Source organism: Bifidobacterium thermacidophilum subsp. thermacidophilum DSM 15837 (genome assembly GCF_000426425.1).
Classification (GTDB): Bacteria; Actinomycetota; Actinomycetes; order Actinomycetales; family Bifidobacteriaceae; genus Bifidobacterium; species Bifidobacterium thermacidophilum.
Genome location: NZ_AUFI01000013.1, coordinates 49,043 through 66,518, shown reverse-complemented (window position 1 = coordinate 66,518; position 17,476 = coordinate 49,043). Strand labels below are relative to the sequence as shown.

The following is a 17,476-nucleotide window of genomic DNA, read 5'->3' as shown; positions in this document are numbered from 1 at the left end:
GTCGGAAAGGGATGGATTGATGGCAGACAATAATCGAAGCGTTCTGGTGGTTGGGCTCGGCCGATTCGGCAGTTCGGTGGCTTCCACGCTTGACGAGCTTGGTCAGGACGTGCTGGCGGTGGACAAGGATCCCGTGCTGGTCAACCGTTGGTCGTCAACCATTCCGACGGTCCAGGCGGATATGACAGATGTGCTTGCGTTCGAACAGATTGATGCGGGTACATTCGGCACCGCGGTTGTCGCCATCGGCGACAGCGTCGAGGCTTCCGTCATCGCCACCGGCAATCTACTGGACGCCGGAATAACGGATCTGTGGGCGAAATCCGTATCCAAGGAGCATGCGCGTATCCCGCAACGCATCGGCGCACGCCATGTCATCAACGCGGAAATGGACGCGGGCAAACGCGTCGGACATCTGGTGTCCGGGGATTATCTGGATTACATCGAGCTTGAAGGACCTCATACGGTGGTGAAGATCCACACGCCTGCGCAGGTCGTCGGATATTCGGTCGACGACGCCCGCATCCATTCGCGCTACGGGGTTACGGTCGTCGCTGTCCAGTCCCCCGGCCAGGAACTCCAGTACGGTTCGAAAGATATCGTCATGCACCGCAATGACGAGCTGGTTATCACGGGCAAGCAGGACCAGATTGACCATTTCATGCGCGGTTGAGCGCGGACGTCACCGTCGTTCGCGGCAACTGCGGATTTGCCACCGTTCCCTGTGATTCGCTATACTCGTAGCTCATCATGTGACGTTCGGCCAGGGACGGCCTAAGTCACTGGGCACTGCCAGCGCCGGTGGGGATACCGGGACGCCGGCGACCTCACAGAAGGGCGAAGATGACCACAGAGAGACGGCAACACATACAACGGCCCGCGATTGGGGACGACACCACAGAACATTCCGCACACGGGCAGCACGGGCAGGGTCCAGAACACGAATATGACCCGCTGTACACGACGATTATCCATACGGTCAGGCGCGACGAGCCGCTCGTCATCCGGCAGGCAAGGGTACTTGGACGGCTGCATGCGCCGCAAATCGACGGCGGCACTCTGATTTGCGAGAACGCGCGCATTGTATGCGATGGCAATCTGCATGTCTCGAAAATCAGCGGATACGGCACCATTGTCGTACAAGGCGAGGCAGCCTGCTGCGAACTCAACTTCGTCGGCGACATCCGGTGCGCGGGACAAGTCACATGCTGCGGCGAAGCGAAAATGGCCGGCATGCTACAAGCAGGAGGCGGGCTGCTCGCATCCGCCTTGGCCATGACCGGGGTGATGAACGCCCCGCATCTTGTGGCGAACAACTCAGTTCTGATTGACACACTGGGCGACGGGCTGTGGGCGCATCGGACGCTGCGCTGTCGTGACCCGCACAGCACGATTCGTAGAATCGAAGCGCACCAAGTCGAAGCCCGCAGATTGCACTGCGACCAGATCAGTGCCGAGTGCATCATGCTCGAAGATACCAGCGATGTACGTACGGTACCACTTGAAGCCCATCTGTCAGTCGATGAAGGTTCTCGCATCCGCTTCTTCGAACGCCGCGACGGGCAGCTGCTTCCCGCAGGGCGGGCGATGTCCAGCGGCGCGACACCGGTTCACTGCGCGGCGCGAACTTGCCCGGTGCGCAGATAAAGCAGATATTCCACGTTGCCGAAGGTCCCTTCAATCGGTGAGACCGCCGTGCCACACACGGTCATCGCGTGGTTCTGGGCGCACTCGCTGACACGCAGCAGGGCTTGTTCTCGCAGCTGCGGATCGTCGACGATGCCGTTTTTGCCGAGATTGCCGCGCCCCACTTCGAATTGTGGTTTGACCAGGAGCACGACATGCGTGCCCGGCCGGGAAATCCTTGCGATCACGGGAATCACATAGGTCAGGGAGATGAACGACACGTCGGAGACGATCATGTCAGGGCTCCAAGGCAGGTCGTCGCCCGTCACATCACGGATATTGACGCCGCTCATGTCCGTGACGCGCGGGTCGGCCTCGATCCGCTGATCGAGCTGCCCGTGTCCGACATCGAGAGCGATGACCCGGGCGGCACCGCGTCGCAGCAGCACTTGGGTGAATCCCCCGGTCGAAGCGCCGATATCCAGGCAGGACATGCCGACCGGCTCGGGAAGGCCGTGATCTTTGAAAACTTCGAATGCGCCGACCAGTTTGTAGGCGCCGCGTGACACGTAGTCGTCTCCGAGGTCAACGTCGATGGCGTCGTTCGGCCTGACCGCGAACGACGGTTTAGTCTGAACCTTGCCGTTAACCGTGACGTGCCCAGCTTTGATCAGTCGGCTGGATTTCGTGCGTGTGGGTGCCAAACCTCGATCGACGATGGCGATATCAAGCCGGACGGGCGCTGCTGATGCGCTCATCGACGTGCCGTCCCCTCATCCAAGGCATGCTGCAAGCCAGTGAGTATACCGCCAAGCGCTTCGATACGTTGCGCGTCATCCATTTGCGGCCACCCACGCAACTGTGGGTACCGTGATTCGAGTGCCGGGGGTATGGTGTCGTCGGCGGTGTCAGAAACGCCGACGACAGAAACACCTGTATTGACAGCGTCAGTCTCGGAAGACTTAGTGTGCGCGACCGGTGCCCCGACGTTGGCCGATGTCAGCCCTTCACCGGGGATTCGTAGGGTGTCCGCGTTCATGCCAGCTCGAACCTCAAGTCTGAGGTGTCAACAGGCAGCGAGGCATCCATGCAGGACCATGCGGCGCACAGGGCGGCACGCAACGCGTTGATATCGTGCGGGCCGTCGATGCGCAATACGCCGCCATCGACGCGTGCGAGGACGCCGGCGCACCGCCATGAGCCATCCGTCTGCTGCACCGGCTGGGGCATCGGCTCGACCAGTCCTCGCAAATCCGCCGCCACATACGTCGGGCGCAGATGTTCGGGTGCGTGCAGCAGCTGTTGCGGGTCAGTCACCCCTGTCAAAACGGCGAGCGAATCATAGCCGCCCCGGTTGCCGGCCTCGATATCGGTGTCAAGGCGGTCACCGATGGCGAGGCATTGCTCCCGTTCGACGGGTGTGGTGCCGTCATGGGCGGCGAGCAGTCTGGCTTCATCGTACATTGCCGATTCCGGTTTGCCTGCCGATGCGATCGGTTCGACACCGGTGGCGTTGATTACCGCTTGAATCATCGAGCCGCAGCCGGGGGCGACACCAAGTTCACGCGGAATGGTCAGATCGCGATTCGTCACGAAATATTGTGCACCCCGTTCAACGGCGTACGCGACCTGCGCCATCTCCTCCCAGTTCATCTGCGGGTACCAGCCTTGGATGACCGCGACTGGATGGTCTTCGGCGCGCCGGACGACTTGCAATCCTTGGGTCGCAACCTCCTCAGCTAGATGATCCGCGCCGAGCACCAGCACGGGCGAGCCTGCGGGGACATGGCGTGCGACCATACGCGAAGCGACCACCGACGAGGTGATCACCTGCCATGGTTCGACATCAAGCCCGAAACCGCGCAACTGGTCGGTCACAACGCGCTGGAAACGCGAGGAGTTGTTGGTCGTGTATTCGACGGTCATACCGGCGTCCTGTGCGCGGCGGATGCTGTCCGCCGCGTGTTCCACAGGCAGTTTGCCGCGATATACGACCCCGTCAAGGTCGAGCAGCGCGAGCCGGTATGCTTCGGCGAGCGGCTTGTCGCTGCCGCCAAGCAGCTTGCTCATGCCTCTTCGCCATCCGGGTTTTCAGTGGATTCGTCAGTGGATTCAGGCGCTTCGCCAGCCGCTTCGACGTCGGAATCATCCGCGTCCGATGTGTCCGACGCAGCCTGTGCATCCGGTGTATCGGCGGCATCAGTCACATCCGCGGAATCCGCAGCATCAGAGGACGCGCCCGTTTCGCCTGCATCTGCCTCATCGGATTCATCGGCAGATTCGGCATCGGATGCCTCAGCTTCGGACTGCCCATCATCAGCGGACTGCTCCGCGTCGTGCCCATCGGCGGCATCGGCCTGCGCGGCGTTCGCGTCGGCTTCGTCCTGCGTCTGCTGGGGTTCCTCGTCGGCTTGTACGCCGTCCTCGGTCTCCTCGGCAGGCAACTCAGTCTCGTCATCGTCGTTTTCGGGATCTTCGGGCGCATACTGGGCATCGTCCTCGCTAATACCCAGCTCCTCCATCAGATCTTCCGGCAGATGCTCCAGATCGTAGTCGATGACGATGTCATCGGCGGACTGCTCGTCCTCGTCCTCTTCAGCATACTGGGCTTCAAGGCGGTCAAGCACATCGTCAAGCTTCGCAGCCTCGTCGTCACGTCCGGCCTGTTCGAGGAAATACTGCTCAGCTTGGATGGCACGCATGCGGTAGGCGCCCGGCAGGCCCTGCGAACGCCCAAGCTTATGGGCGATGTCAATGGCCTTGTCCCAAAGCTCCAGATCGCCCAGCGCACCGGCGTACACGAGGAACATCTCGGCTTTCGCTTCGCCGCTCAGTGCACGCGCCTCGTCAGACAACGCGATTTCGATGGCTTTCTTCGGGTGGCCGACGCCGCGCTCGCAATCCGCGATTAGCGGCAGATAATCAAGATAGCCGTTCATACGATAGGCGGTGCGGAACTCGCGCAACGCCAGCTTGTACGTGCCTTGACGGTAGGCAACGAAGGCCAAGGCCTCGCGGGCGAAGTCCACGCGGGACGCCTGATGAGCTGCCCACTGGGCATGTTCCAAAGCGGCTTGCGGATCGTCCTGCTCAAGCGCGTATGCGGCGAGAATATGCAGGCCGACGTTCTCGGCGTGCTCCTTGGACAGGCCGCGCAGACGCTCACGCTCGTCGGAAGAGAGCATGGACCACGTTAGGCCCTTGGGCATCTTCGGTTCGCCCGGGCGACGGTCCGTATACGGATTCTGGGACGGGTAGGACACCGTGCTGTCCGAGTTGCGCCGCGGCTTGGACATATACTCCTCACGCTTGCGCTCACGCCACTGCTGGCGCTCTTCACGGTTGAACTCGCGACGCTCCTCACCCCCCTGCTTGGCGGCATCATCATGGCGCTGGTCCCTGCGGTCGTTGCGATCATTGCGGTCGTCGTTGCGCCATGGACGGCGTTCACCTTTGCCGCCGCGATGATCGTCGAACGGCCGGCGATGATCGTCATGACGATAGCGTGGATTGCCGCCTTCCCGACGATCCTCACCGTCACGACGTGGACGGTCGTATCCGCCCTTGCGGTCGCCTCGATGGAAGTTCTTGTTGCCGTAGCCGCCGCGCTTGCCGTAATCCTTGCCGTCGCCGCGATATCCGCGGTCGTCGCGACGCTGTCCGTCACGGTCGCGATACTCGCGCGGCTCACGGGAATCACCGTCACGACGGTCATCACGGCGGTCATCATGATGGAAGTCCTTGCGGTAGCCGTCTTTGTGGAAGCCGCCCTTATGGAAGCCTCCCTTGTGGAAGTCCTTGCGGAAGCCTCCGCGATGCTCACCGTCACGATGCTCCCCGTCGCGGTGGAAATCCTTACGATACCCGTCGCGGGAATATCCGCCACGACGCTCACCGTCGTTGCGACGTTCGCCATCGCGGTGTTCGCCGTCCTTGTGGAATCCGCCACGACGCTCGCCGTCACGGTGGAAATCCTTACGATACCCGTCGCGGCGCGGGCCCTTATGGTACCCTTCACCGTCACGCTCGCCACGCCCGTGGCCGTACGACCGTCCCTTTCCATTGCCGCGAGGCTTGAATCCCTTGCCGCCGCGGGATCCGGGACGACGAGATCCGAATGATTTTCCGTCCCCGCGCTTGCCGTTGCCGTGATGTTCTTCTGCCATACGTCTGCTTTCCGTGTTTCGTATGCACCGGTGTCATGAGGACGCCAATGCTCTGATACTGTGTGTTGTCTGCCGAAATTGTCGTTATCGGTTCTCCGCGGGTGATTGGACTCACCCGTCCCTGTGCGTACCCGGCAGATGCCGGGACGGTGTCATTGCGCGCGCCGGACCGCGCCCAGAGCCTTCTTTCCTCGTCTGATCAGCGCGTAGCCGCCCTGGAGGAAATCATCCTCGGCGAGCAGCTGATCCTGGTCTTCGACACGCTGGTTGTTGATGTATACGCCACCGGATTTGATGGTTTTACGGGCTTCGGACACCGACTTGAACAGTCCAGCCTTCACGCCCGCCTCAGCCACACGGTCGCCTGCCGCGACCTGTGCGAAGGTCCGGCCGCCTTCACCGTCGTCGACTTTCAGCCCCTCGATGGCGGCTTCCAGTGTGTCTTCGCCTATGGTCCGCAAATCGCCGCCACGGCCGAACAGCGCGGCCGCCGCGTCAATGGCCTGCCGAGTGGCTTCCTCACCGTGCACATAGCTGGTGACCTCCCATGCAAGCGTCTTCTGCGCTTCGCGGGCGCCAGGATTTGCTTCGACCTCGCCTGCAAGACGTTCGATCTCGTCCTTGGGCAGGAAGGTGAACACCTTGAGCAGTTTCACAACTTGGTCGTCGGGCTGGTTGAACCAGAACTGGTAGAACTTGTACGGGCTCAGCATGGTCGGGTCCAGCCACATGGCGTTGCCTTCGGACTTGCCGAACTTCTTGCCCTGGGAATCCGTGATGATCGGGCTGGTCATCACGTTCACGGAGGTTCCCCGCACCTTGCGGATCAGGTCGAGGCCGGACGTGAGGTTGCCCCACTGGTCGGCACCACCTGTCTCAAGCACCACACCGTATTCGTCGTGCAGGTACAGGAAGTCGTTGCCTTGCAACACCTGATAGCTGAATTCAGTGAAGGAGATGCCTTCTTCAGAGTTGAGACGACGGGCGACGGTCTCTTTGCTGAGCATGGTGCCGAGCCGGAAGTTCTTGCCGACATCGCGCAGGAAGTCGATAACCGACATGTTGGCGATCCAGTCGTAGTTGTTGACGAAACGCACACCGTTGTCGCCTTCGGTATCAAGGAAACGCGAAATCTGCGTACGTAAACGATCAACCCACCCAGAGACAATCTCCTTGGGGTTGAGCGTACGCTCGCCGCTTTGCCGCGGGTCGCCGATCAGACCGGTGGCGCCGCCCACCAGAGCATAGGGCTGATGCCCGTCAGCCTGGAGGTGACGCATCACGATGAGCTGCACGAGATTGCCGATGTGGAGCGATGGCGCCGTCGGATCGAAGCCGCAATAGTAAGAAATGGGATTCCCGTTGAGAACAGCCGCAAGCTGTTCCTTGTCGGTGGATTGGTTGATGAGTCCGCGCCACTCCAGCTCCTCCATAGGTGTGGAGAAGCCGGCATCCCTGTAATTCCTTACCTGGGCCATGATGCTCCCTCTGTTGTTGTCATGCAGTGCCGTGTGCTGTACCGGCACGTACCGCGACCCTGCCGCACAGACACACTCAATCTCATCTATTGTGCCAGCTCATGCCGACAGCCGGACACGGCCCGAGCCCAACCGACACGTCTACTGCCGCTCGGGATATCGCGGCTGGCCAGGATATCGCGGCTGGTCGTCATCCGGCTGGATACCAGATGGCTGAGCGGTGAACGACTGCGGCTCGAACGACCGCGACTGGAACATCTGCGGGGCATCAGGGGCAGATCCGGCATCCTGGGACGGGAGGCCAAACTGCAATGCGGACAACTGCTGGTCCGGGCTCGGCTGCGGGAAGAAGGCCTGCGGCTCGAACGTTTGGGGCTCGAACGCCTGCGGCTCCGGAGATTGCGGGGCGAATGACTGCGATGTAAAGAGTTGCGATTGTGACGATTGCGGGGCGAACGACTGCGGTTCGAGAGGTTGCGACCCGGACGATTGCGACCCAGCCGACTGCGGTTCAAACGGCAACGGCTCGAACGTCTGCGGCTGATAGACGTTCTGCGACTGCTCCCGCATCGGTTCATCGGCCTGCGGCTGAGGCAGGAACTGCTGTTGCCCCGTATACTGTGGCTGTACCGGATATTGCGGCTGGAACGGGCCGAACTGCGTCTGCGACAAATCCGGCGACATCGGCATGCCGACACCGGCACCAGGGACGCTAGTGGCGGGGACATTCACATCTGGAACGCCGGTGGCAGGGCCATTGGGGGCGAATATGGCGTTCGTCGGCATCACCGGCATCGCGACGGACCCCGTCGACATCGGCATGCTGGGCGCGGTCGCCTGCTGCTGCCACGCCAGTCTCGCCATCCGCGCTGCTTGTCTCTTCTGGCGGAACATCTTCCACACATAGGAAATCACTCCGATGACGAAGGCCAGCGCGTAGCAGGCAGGTCTGACCAAATCATGGGAATCTATCGATTTGACACCGTAGCCCATGCTCTGGGAGAACTCCTTTGCCAGGTCCTTGTTCGCGTTGTTGGCCATGGCGAAGAGGATGGAATACCGCTTGACATACACGCCGCCCCAATACCCTTGGTCGGAGAATTCAAGTCCGTTGGGCACACTCGTCAGCCCTGTCGCATCGGATTTCAGATCGTCGTTGAAACGGGACAGTGACTTTTTCGCGTCGATGGGGTCCAGCGCCTCGAGATAGATCACGGCGATTTCGTCATTATTCGGGACGGTGGCCAAACTGCACGAGTTGAAGGTGATTTCACCGGAGCGCAAACGCGATAAATCAGCACTGGAGAAGTCCGCAGCATTCGAGCACGAGTCACCCAAATCCTTGACCGTCATGCCGTGTTCCCGGGCCGCCTTCGAGAAGTCCTCCGGGCTTGTCCCGGTATCGACGCTGCAGCCGCCCAAGGGCAGAATCATGCCGCACAACAATGCGAAGACCAGAATGAACCGTCTGAACATGCAATCCGCGACGGCGCCACGTCTTGTACGCACGGCTGCGGCCCTTGGAACGAATCCTTCTGACGCGGCGGTTTCCTTGTCTCTCGCGGTTACAGAACCACCCATGGTTTCCCCGTTCTCTTACAGGATTCCAAAGTGTGCCCGACTGGTTCCCTTGGAAATTCCTTGCCTCACTGCTCTCCCAGTTTTCACCAAGTTATCATCATGCTTTGACAGATTCGCGTCGAATCGCACACATCATCGTGTTCGATTTTGCATATTCACCGATTGTCGCCGTCAGTCGCATCGCCACCGTTGCGGTCAATCAGGTGTCGAACGGTTTCGATGAGTGAATCGTAGATGCTGGATGTGGTGGAAGTCAGATGCGGGAATGCGCCAATCATACGACGCTGCTGCGCGCTGAGCACACCCGTCGCCGCGTCGCGCAGCCGCGTAAACGTCTCCTGGGAGGATTCCGACCAGGCGCGCATTCGGCGCGTCAACGTGGGTCCGTCCCACACGGGCAGACTCTCCCCCGCCCGCGAGACATATTCCTGAATCATGGCTTTGAGCTTGTCGAGATTCTCCTCAAAACAGGCCATACCGCGGATTGTCACGACAGTATCCGCCACGAGCAGGGCAGCGCAGACAGCGCATACCGCATGCAACACGGCAGGCGGAATCGCCTGCGTCAGCCCCGCGACCACAGGCTGAGCCACCTTGACAATGAGCACACCTGCAGCGCCGAACACCACGGCCCCCAGCAGGCACACCCGCCCTTGGATATTGAACCGGCGACGGCTGTAATCCCACCATCGCGCATGAAACAGTTGCTCCATCGCCCATGATGTCACGTATTCGAGCACGCTGGCGCCACCAGCCGCCGCAAGGAACACGACCACCGGGTTGGCGATGCCACCAAGCAGCAAAACGGCCAGCACCGCTCCCACTCCATATATTGGGCAGAGTGGACCATTGAGGAAGCCTCGGTTCACCCAGCGGCGGCTCGCAGCAGACACCAGTATGGATTCGTATGTCCACCCGGCGATGCTGTAGCCGATGAACCACAGGAACAGCCGTTCGAGTGTGCCGAGCATCATGCACGGGACATCCGGGAGCGCCGGGAATGCCTGGCATATCGTTTGCGGCGCTTGAATCGCGTCGGCGACAAGGTCTCCCGAGTGGCGCTGATCTTATCCGCGAGTGACACGATGTACCCTTCGAGGTATTTCGGCGGAATCGGCGTCAGCGGGAACATATGCCGCGCGATGCTGTCACGTTCGACGCCGCCGAGCTGGAAGTCGCGGGAGGCGTTGAGCAGCGCGGTCTGCCCATGGGTCAAACCATGCAGACGATGCGTACCGTTGTCCCACTCATGCCAGTCGTACAGGAAATAGTCGTGGAGCAGCGCTGAACGTACCAGTGCGCGTTGATCGACCCTGTCCCACAGATGCATCCGGTCCGCCAGCCAGATGCTGAGGCAGGCGACCCGGATGGAATGGGCGAAAGTCGTCACCGACCCATGCTGGTAACTGGTACGCTCGATGCGCATATGCTCATGCGGGATGATTTCCTCGCCCTGACGCTCGACGATGCGCTGGATCTGGATTCGGTCGAGCATATCAGGCCAATGAACCCGGGGCTTTGAAGGCGCTGCCGTCACTGCGCGATGTGGCGAAATGTCCAAGCTCGACGGCGAGGTTCTTCGCGGCGAGAATCTGTTCGCGCACCCGCGCCGGCGAAGTGCCGCCACGGCCGTTACGCGCCGTGACCGACCCCTTGGTGGACAGGACTTCACGCACTTGCGGGGCTTTGTCTGCGGGCAGGAAACCGCTGAACACGCTGATGAAATCGTCATCGGTCAAATCACACAGTTCCTGGCCGCGGCCTTCGGCGAGTTTGACGCACGCGCCGGACAACTCGTGGGCGTGGCGGAACGGCACACCGTTGCGCACCAGCCATTCGGCGATATCCGTGGCGAGCGCGAAACCGCGCGGCGCCTCCTGCTCGAGGCGTTCCTTGTCGAAGACCGTGGTGCGCAGCATGCCAGCGAATGCGGGCAGCACGACCTCAAGGGTGTCGACTTGGTCGAACACCGCTTCCTTGTCTTCCTGCAAATCGCGTGCATATGCGGTCGGCAAGCCCTTCAGGGTGGCGAGCAAACCGGTCAGGTCGCCGATCAGCCTGCCGGACTTGCCACGGGTGAGCTCAGCGATGTCCGGGTTCTTTTTCTGCGGCATGATCGACGAGCCGGTCGAATAGGCATCGTCAAGTTTAACGAAGGCGAATTCCTGGGTGTTCCAGATAATGATTTCCTCGCTCAGACGCGACAGGTCGATGCCGGCCATCGCGGCGACGAACGCGAATTCCGCAACCACGTCGCGGCTTGCCGTCCCGTCGATCGAATTTTCGGTGACACGGCTGAAACCAAGTTCGCGTGCCACTGCATCTGGGTCAAGGCCGAGCGTGTTGCCGGCGAGCGCACCGGAGCCGTACGGGCTGGCGTCCGCACGCCGGTCCCAGTCAACCATGCGCTGCACGTCGCGCAGCAGCGGCCATGCGTGTGCCATGAGCTGATGGGCAAGCAGAACGGGCTGGGCGTGCTGCATATGGGTGCGTCCGGGCATAACGGTGTCCCCCGCCTGTTCGGCCTGGCCGATCAGCGCCTGGATGACGTCAAGGACCTGCCCGGCGATGAAGCGGGCATGGCGGCGCAGCCACATACGGATAAGCGCGGCGATTTGGTCGTTGCGCGACCGGCCTGACCGCAGTTTGCCGCCTAGCTCGTCTCCGGCGATGTCCAGCAGACCTCGTTCGAGCGCGGTCGCCTCGTCCTCGTCTTCCTCGATGGGTGCGAACGACCCGTCATCGACGGAACGTTGCAGCTGGTCGAGCGCGGCCTCCATACGATTGAGCTCGTCCTTGGTGAGCAGTCCAGCACGGCCGAGAGCGCGTGCATGGGCGCGCGAACCGGCGATGTCGTCGTCGGCGAGCCGCCAGTCGAACTGGGTCGATTTGCTCAGCCGCGCCAGCTCAGGCGAGGGACCGGATGAGAATCGCCCTCCCCACAGCGCGATTGAATGTTCCGGTGCGTTCGAATGTTCCTGTTCGTTGTTCTGTTCCATGGACGTTGGCGTCTTTCTGTGTTGTCTGGGTTGTCGGATTCGGCGTTGTCGGATGCAGTGTTGCCGGACTCGGTATTCCGCAGGCTTGTTGTGTCTTACCCTACACCGGTGATTCGTCAAACCGGCCGGATATGCCGGGAAGGCCATGGACCGGCGTGCCGGCATGGCCTTCCCAATGCATTCCCCGCACGCAACACCCTGTGCCGCAGGTTGCGCGTGCCGTGGTTGGCGTTACTCGACGGTGTTCTCCGGCACTTCGATGCCGTTGCCGAACTTGACGTCACGAGCGGCGGCAACCTTGCTCGGCAGGCCGTAGATCTCGATGAAGCCGTTGGACGCGTGCTGGTCGAAGCTGTCACCAGAATCGTAGGTGGCGAGGTTGTAGTCGTACAGCGAGCTGTCGGAGCGGCGTCCGGTCACGACCGCGCGGCCGCCGTGCAGGGTCATGCGGATTTCGCCGGACACGTACTTCTGGGTGTCCTCGATGAAGGCGTTGAGCGAATGGACCGCCGGGGAGAACCACTGGGCATCGTAGACGAGCTCCGCCCAGCGCTTGTCGATATCGCGCTTGATGCGGTGCTGCTCACGTTCGAGGCAGCAGTTCTCGAGTTCCTGATGCGCGGTGATGAGCGCGACAGCGCCCGGAGCTTCATACAGTTCGCGAGACTTGATGCCCACGAGACGATCCTCGATCAGGTCGATACGGCCGATGCCCTGCGCGCCGGCGCGACGGTTCATTTCCTCGATGGCCTGCAGCGGGGTGACTTCCTTGCCGTCGATCTTGACGGGGACGCCCTGCTTGAATTCGATGACCACCTCGTCCTCGACCGGCGGGAACGCCGGGTCGTCGGTGTAGGAGTAGCAGTCCTTAGTCGGGGCGTTCCACGGATCTTCGAGGAAGCCGGTCTCGATGGCACGGCCCCACACGTTCTGGTCGATGGAGTACGGGCTCTTCTCGGTCTGGGTAATCGGCAGCTTGTGGTCCTTGGCGAACTGGATTTCGACGTTGCGGGTCAGGGACAGATCACGAATCGGGCTGATGGCCTTGAGCGTCGGGTCAATCGACTGGATGGAGACCTCGAAACGGACCTGGTCGTTGCCCTTGCCGGTGCAGCCATGCGAAATGGTGTCGGCACCGAACTGGTGGGCCGCACGCACCAGATGCTTGGTGATCAGCGGACGGGAGATGGCGGAAACGAGCGGATAGACGCCTTCGTACATGGCGTTCGCCTTGAGGGCGAGCATGCAGTATTCGTCGGCGAACTCCTCACGGGCGTCCACGACATATGCTTCGACCGCGCCGCAGGCGAGTGCACGTTGCTTGATGGTCTCGAGGCTTTCGCCGCCTTGGCCGACGTCGAGGGACACGGCAACGACGTCTTTGCCGGTGCGTTCCTTGAGGTACGGGATTGCCACGGAGGTGTCGAGGCCTCCAGAATACGCCAAGACGATGCGCTTGTTGTCGCTCATGACTGCCCTTTCTGATTGGAGTTCTTGCATGTCGATACTGTAATTATATACAGACCTATGCATAAGTATGCATTAAGCGGTGTTCCGCGTGTCGTTTTTCGGATCGGACCGCGCGCGGACCCGTCTGTGGACAGGATTTGCATACAAACCGCCCACTTGCCGAAACGAGCCGCGATGACCAAACCCGCGCAGAAAAAGGTACGCAGAAAAAGGTACGCCCGGCGGATTGTCATTGTGGTGACAGTCCACCGGGCGTGGCACACAGAATCAGTCAGTGCTCTGCTGGCTGTTGGAGGAGGCGATGCTCAGCAGCCATTTGGCGCGCGCGGCTGCCGATTGGTCGTCCTTGCAGATGATGAGCACGGTGTCATCGCCGGCGATTGTGCCGAGCACATCGTCCAGTGATTGGCGGTCCATGACACTGGCCACATACTGGGCCGCCCCCGAAGGCGTATGTATCACCGCAAGATTGCGCGCCGACGCCACGGAAGTGACCAGTCCGGACAGAATACGCGACATCTGCTGCTGCGCCGATTTCGGAGTCGTCGACTGCCCGTACCCCAACACGTAGGCGACTGTCCCGTTCTCGAGACGTGTTTTGGTCGCGTTGATCTCCTCGAGATCTCGGCTGAGCGTCGCCTGGGTGACGTCTATTCCCTCATCCGACAGCATGTCGGAGAGTTGGGATTGGGACGTGACGATGTGATGCAGCAGCATCTCCTCGATCGCGCTGAGACGAGCCGCCCGTGTCGCAGGCCGTTGCAACGGCGTTTTCTTGTCTTCCATAGCGTCCACGCAGCTTAGGCGAGCAGGCTTTCGTCGCCGCGCAGCTGGCCAGTCAGCCAGGTGAGCAAAGCCTTCTGGGCGTGCAGGCGGTTTTCGGCTTCGTCCCAGACCACGGACTGCGGGCCATCGATCACCGATGCGGTGACCTCCTTGCCGCGGTACGCGGGCAGGCAGTGCTGGAACAGGGCGTCCGGCTTGGCGAGCTTCATCAGTTCGTCGTTGACCTGGTAATCCCAGAACGGCTTGGAACGCTTCTCATACTCGGCTTCTTCGCCCATAGACACCCAGGTGTCCGTGAACACGCAGTCGGCGCCTTCGACTGCCTCGCGCGGATCGGTGGTCACAAGGATGGACCCGCCGTTTTCGGCCGCGATGCGCTTGGCGTCATCCACAATGCTCTGCTCAGGCAGATAGCCGTAAGGCCCAGCGATGCGGACGTTCATACCCGCAGTCGCGCCAGCGAGCAGATAGGAGTTGGCCATATTGTTGGCCGCATCCCCCAGGTAGGCGATGGTCTGCCCGACAAGCGCATCGACACCGCCGCGGAACTGGGCGATGGTCATGAAGTCGGCGAGCACCTGGCAGGGGTGGAACTGGTCGGTCAGCGCGTTGACGACGGGGACGGTCGCATATTTGGCCATCTCCTCGACGCGTTCCTGCCCGAAGGTGCGCCAGACGATGCCGTAGGCCATACGGGTGAGTACGCGCGCAGTGTCGGCGACCGGCTCGCCTCGGCCCAGCTGGGAGCCGGACTTGTCAATGACCAGCGGATATCCACCGAGTTCCGCCACGCCGATTGAGAAGCTCGAACGGGTGCGGGTGCTGGGCTTGTCGAACAGCACGGCGACACCCTGCGGCCCTTCGAACGGCCGCTTGTAGAAGCGGTTTTCACGGAATTTCAATCCAAGTGCGATGATCTGCTTCTGCTCGTCATGATTGACGTCATCATCGCGAAGCATGTGGCGCAACTGCCCATCCATACGGTGTACTCCATTCTCTTTGGTTCTCTTTGGTCTGTACTGTCTCTCCGGCACGTCCAACTCGGGCGTCGCCTTTGCACCGGTCGCGAACCGGTTGCACATCGGTCGTAGCGGCTACGAAGGCCGTGACGTCAGTCGTCGGCGAGATCCGCCGGCACGCCGGCCATAATCGATACGGCCTCATTTACATCCTGCGCGGAGACGATCAGCGGGGGTGCGATGCGCAGCGCATTCGGGGCGACGGCGTTGACGATCAGCCCGTGTTCAAGCATCCAGTTCATCGCCGCATGGGCGCACGGGTGTGCCAGCTCGACCGCATCCAGCAGACCGGCGCCGCGCGTTGACTTGAACAGCGGATTGCCGGTGGCCATGATGTCTTCGCGCAGCTGCTTGCCTCGCGCCTGGGCGTTGGCGAGCAGATCATCATGCTCGATTACGCCCAAGGTGGCGAGCGCAGCCGCGGCCCCGAGCGGGTTGCCTGCGAAGGTGGATCCGTGCGATCCGGGAGTGAACAGGTCGGACAACCGCTGCCCGAAGGCGATCATGCCGCCCATCGGGAAGCCTCCCGCCACACCTTTGGCGAAGGTGATGATATCCGGGGTCACGCCACCGGAGAGTTCCTTCTGTTGGAAGGCGAACCAGCTGCCGGTACGTCCGATGCCGGTCTGTACTTCGTCGATGATGAGCAACGCGTGATGCTCGTCGCACAGCTGCCGCGCCTGGCGTACATACTCGGCGCCGACCGGCATGACGCCGGCTTCGCCTTGGATGAGTTCCATGATGACCGCGGCGACCGGGCCTTTGCCTTCAGCTGCGGTTCCTGTCGCGTCGAATGCGGCCTTGAGCGCTTCGACGTCGCCTGGTTCGACGAATTCGACCGCCGGGACGAGCGGTTCGAACGGCTCGCGGATCACGGGCTTCCAGGTGGCGCTCAGCGCGCCCAGAGTGCGCCCGTGGAAACCGTGGACCATGGAGATGATACGCGCGGGTTTTCCGCCCTGTTCAGGCAGGGCACCCGGAAGTGTGCGACCATAGAGCTTGGCAAGCTTGATGGCGGCCTCATTGCCTTCGGCGCCCGAATTGCCGAAATAGACGTGGGACCCTTCAGGGGCTCCGGCGAGCTTGACCAGTTTCGCCGCGAGTTCGATCTGCGGTTCGGTTGCGAAATAGTTGCTGGTGTGGGCGACTTTGTCCGCCTGCTCGCTGACGGCCTTTACCCACGCCGGATGGGCGTAACCGAGCGAGTTAACCGCGATACCTGCGAGGAAATCAAGGTATTCATTGCCGTCGATATCCCAGATGCGCGTGCCCTTGCCGTGATCCATGACGCGCAGCGGAGTGCCGAACACGTTCATGTGCACTTGCGAGTATTTGCCGAGCCACGCTTTGTCTTTGGTCCCGAGTTGCTCGAGCTGTCCGTCAGTCGTCATAGGAACTCCTCATTTCCACACCATCTTCGGGCACGACCATGGTGCCGACGCCTGCGGTGGTGAATATCTCGTTCAGAATCGAATGTGGTTTGCGCCCGTCGATGATGTGCGCCTGGGGTACTCCCCCGTCGATGGCGCGCACGCATGCCTCCATCTTGGGCCGCATGCCGGTTTCCAGATCGGGCAGCATGTCGCGCAGGTTTTCGACGCCGATGCGGCCAATCAGAGAGTTGCGGTCCGGCCAATCCGCGTACAGGCCGTCAACATCGGTGAGAATCACCAGTTTGCGGGCGCCAAGCGCGGAGGCGAGGGCAGCGGCCGCTGAGTCTGCGTTCACGTTGAGCACCTGGGTGGCGTCTTCTTCGTCTGGCGCGACCGAGGACACGACAGGGATGCGACCAGCGGAAATCAGATCCTCAACAGCGGAGGCGTCGACGCTGACCACATCACCGACGAGCCCGATATCGGTGGGTTTGCCGTCGATGATAGGCTGGCGCTTCATGGCGGAAAACAGGCCGCCGTCCTCGCCTGACAGGCCTACGGCCATCGGACCGTGGGAGTTGATGTAGCCGACCAGTTCGCGGGAGACCTTGCCGGTGAGCACCATACGCACGACGTCCATCGCCTCAGGTGAAGTGACACGTAGACCGCCCTTGAACTCGGATTTGATGCCGAGCGCCTTGAGCATCTTGGAAATCTGTGGGCCGCCGCCGTGGACGACGACGGGATGCATGCCCACTTGACGCAGAAACACCATGTCTTGGGCGAAGCACTGTTTGAGATGTTCGTCGACCATGGCGTTGCCGCCGTATTTGATGACGATCCGCTGCCCGGCGAACTCCTCGAGCCAAGGAAGCGCTTCGATCAGCACTTCAGCTTTCTGGTCCGCCCGCAAATCGGTGTGTACGTCCAGGTGGTATCCCGGACCTTTCAAATCACTCATGCCGTTCTTTCTGTATG

At 61.5% G+C, this 17,476-nt stretch carries 15 protein-coding genes; 2 read left to right on the top strand and 13 right to left on the bottom strand.

The genetic code is table 11. The features are described 5' to 3' along the window. Positions 1-19 precede the first annotated feature (19 nt). On the top strand, positions 20-673 hold the full coding sequence (locus K315_RS0108465; RefSeq protein ID WP_029577063.1) for a potassium channel family protein: 654 nt from the start codon (positions 20-22) through the stop codon (positions 671-673). A 170-nt stretch (positions 674-843) separates the two neighbouring features. Then, positions 844-1,647 carry a hypothetical protein gene (locus K315_RS0108460; RefSeq protein WP_029577062.1) on the top strand — a complete coding sequence of 268 codons (804 nt, stop codon included), beginning with the start codon at positions 844-846 and terminating at the stop codon, positions 1,645-1,647. On the opposite strand, the gene K315_RS0108455 is transcribed toward K315_RS0108460, so the two are convergent. The 13 genes from K315_RS0108455 to argB form a co-directional block, all read right to left on the bottom strand. Next, positions 1,611-2,384, bottom strand: coding sequence for a TlyA family RNA methyltransferase (locus K315_RS0108455; protein ID WP_029577061.1), 774 nt, complete (start codon positions 2,382-2,384; stop codon positions 1,611-1,613). The genes K315_RS0108460 and K315_RS0108455 overlap by 37 nt on opposite strands. 277 nt (positions 2,385-2,661) lie before the next feature. Further along, complete coding sequence (locus K315_RS0108445) at positions 2,662-3,696, bottom strand: HAD-IIA family hydrolase (RefSeq protein ID WP_029577059.1); 1,035 nt, start codon at positions 3,694-3,696, stop codon at positions 2,662-2,664. Beyond that, the gene (locus tag K315_RS0108440) at positions 3,693-5,792 is read right to left on the bottom strand and encodes a tetratricopeptide repeat protein (protein ID WP_029577058.1); all 2,100 of its coding nucleotides are present in this window, start codon (positions 5,790-5,792) and stop codon (positions 3,693-3,695) included. The genes K315_RS0108445 and K315_RS0108440 overlap by 4 nt, the downstream gene beginning before the upstream one ends. Positions 5,793-5,944: 152 nt before the next feature. After that, positions 5,945-7,270: a tyrosine--tRNA ligase gene (tyrS, locus tag K315_RS0108435; protein WP_029577057.1), complete on the bottom strand. Its 1,326-nt coding sequence runs from the start codon at positions 7,268-7,270 to the stop codon at positions 5,945-5,947. A gap of 141 nt (positions 7,271-7,411) precedes the next feature. After that, positions 7,412-8,779 (bottom strand): atrophin-1 family protein, encoded by a 1,368-nt coding sequence (locus K315_RS0108430; protein WP_029577056.1) that lies wholly within the window; start codon positions 8,777-8,779, stop codon positions 7,412-7,414. A gap of 227 nt (positions 8,780-9,006) precedes the next feature. Continuing rightward, on the bottom strand, positions 9,007-9,822 hold the full coding sequence (locus K315_RS0108425; RefSeq protein ID WP_029577055.1) for a putative ABC transporter permease: 816 nt from the start codon (positions 9,820-9,822) through the stop codon (positions 9,007-9,009). Further along, positions 9,822-10,346 (bottom strand): HD domain-containing protein, encoded by a 525-nt coding sequence (locus K315_RS0108420; RefSeq protein ID WP_029577054.1) that lies wholly within the window; start codon positions 10,344-10,346, stop codon positions 9,822-9,824. The genes K315_RS0108425 and K315_RS0108420 overlap by 1 nt, the downstream gene beginning before the upstream one ends. Position 10,347: 1 nt before the next feature. Then, positions 10,348-11,850, bottom strand: coding sequence for an argininosuccinate lyase (gene argH / locus K315_RS0108415; protein WP_029577053.1), 1,503 nt, complete (start codon positions 11,848-11,850; stop codon positions 10,348-10,350). A gap of 231 nt (positions 11,851-12,081) precedes the next feature. Continuing rightward, a complete protein-coding gene (locus K315_RS0108410) occupies positions 12,082-13,320 on the bottom strand; it encodes an argininosuccinate synthase (protein ID WP_029577052.1) in 1,239 nt (412 codons plus the stop codon). 267 nt (positions 13,321-13,587) lie between these two features. Then, positions 13,588-14,106 carry an arginine repressor gene (argR, locus tag K315_RS0108405; protein WP_029577051.1) on the bottom strand — a complete coding sequence of 173 codons (519 nt, stop codon included), beginning with the start codon at positions 14,104-14,106 and terminating at the stop codon, positions 13,588-13,590. Positions 14,107-14,120: 14 nt separating this feature from the next. Next, positions 14,121-15,086: an ornithine carbamoyltransferase gene (gene argF, locus K315_RS0108400; RefSeq protein ID WP_029577050.1), complete on the bottom strand. Its 966-nt coding sequence runs from the start codon at positions 15,084-15,086 to the stop codon at positions 14,121-14,123. 131 nt (positions 15,087-15,217) lie between these two features. After that, complete coding sequence (locus K315_RS0108395) at positions 15,218-16,516, bottom strand: acetylornithine transaminase (RefSeq protein WP_029577049.1); 1,299 nt, start codon at positions 16,514-16,516, stop codon at positions 15,218-15,220. Next, positions 16,506-17,459 (bottom strand): acetylglutamate kinase, encoded by a 954-nt coding sequence (gene argB / locus K315_RS0108390; protein ID WP_029577048.1) that lies wholly within the window; start codon positions 17,457-17,459, stop codon positions 16,506-16,508. Before argB ends, K315_RS0108395 begins: the two co-directional genes overlap by 11 nt. Positions 17,460-17,476: the final 17 nt, after the last annotated feature.

Excerpts from the sequence above, each read along its gene's own strand:
- K315_RS0108465 (WP_029577063.1), top strand. The coding sequence starts at position 20 with ATGGCAGACAATAATCGAAGCGTTCTGGTGGTTGGGCTCGGCCGATTC.
- K315_RS0108460 (WP_029577062.1), top strand. The coding sequence starts at position 844 with ATGACCACAGAGAGACGGCAACACATACAACGGCCCGCGATTGGGGAC.
- K315_RS0108455 (WP_029577061.1), bottom strand. The coding sequence starts at position 2,384 with ATGAGCGCATCAGCAGCGCCCGTCCGGCTTGATATCGCCATCGTCGAT.
- K315_RS0108445 (WP_029577059.1), bottom strand. The coding sequence starts at position 3,696 with ATGAGCAAGCTGCTTGGCGGCAGCGACAAGCCGCTCGCCGAAGCATAC.
- K315_RS0108440 (WP_029577058.1), bottom strand. The coding sequence starts at position 5,792 with ATGGCAGAAGAACATCACGGCAACGGCAAGCGCGGGGACGGAAAATCA.
- tyrS (WP_029577057.1), bottom strand. The coding sequence starts at position 7,270 with ATGGCCCAGGTAAGGAATTACAGGGATGCCGGCTTCTCCACACCTATG.
- K315_RS0108425 (WP_029577055.1), bottom strand. The coding sequence starts at position 9,822 with ATGCTCGGCACACTCGAACGGCTGTTCCTGTGGTTCATCGGCTACAGC.
- K315_RS0108420 (WP_029577054.1), bottom strand. The coding sequence starts at position 10,346 with ATGCTCGACCGAATCCAGATCCAGCGCATCGTCGAGCGTCAGGGCGAG.
- argH (WP_029577053.1), bottom strand. The coding sequence starts at position 11,850 with ATGGAACAGAACAACGAACAGGAACATTCGAACGCACCGGAACATTCA.
- K315_RS0108410 (WP_029577052.1), bottom strand. The coding sequence starts at position 13,320 with ATGAGCGACAACAAGCGCATCGTCTTGGCGTATTCTGGAGGCCTCGAC.
- argR (WP_029577051.1), bottom strand. The coding sequence starts at position 14,106 with ATGGAAGACAAGAAAACGCCGTTGCAACGGCCTGCGACACGGGCGGCT.
- argF (WP_029577050.1), bottom strand. The coding sequence starts at position 15,086 with ATGGATGGGCAGTTGCGCCACATGCTTCGCGATGATGACGTCAATCAT.
- K315_RS0108395 (WP_029577049.1), bottom strand. The coding sequence starts at position 16,516 with ATGACGACTGACGGACAGCTCGAGCAACTCGGGACCAAAGACAAAGCG.
- argB (WP_029577048.1), bottom strand. The coding sequence starts at position 17,459 with ATGAGTGATTTGAAAGGTCCGGGATACCACCTGGACGTACACACCGAT.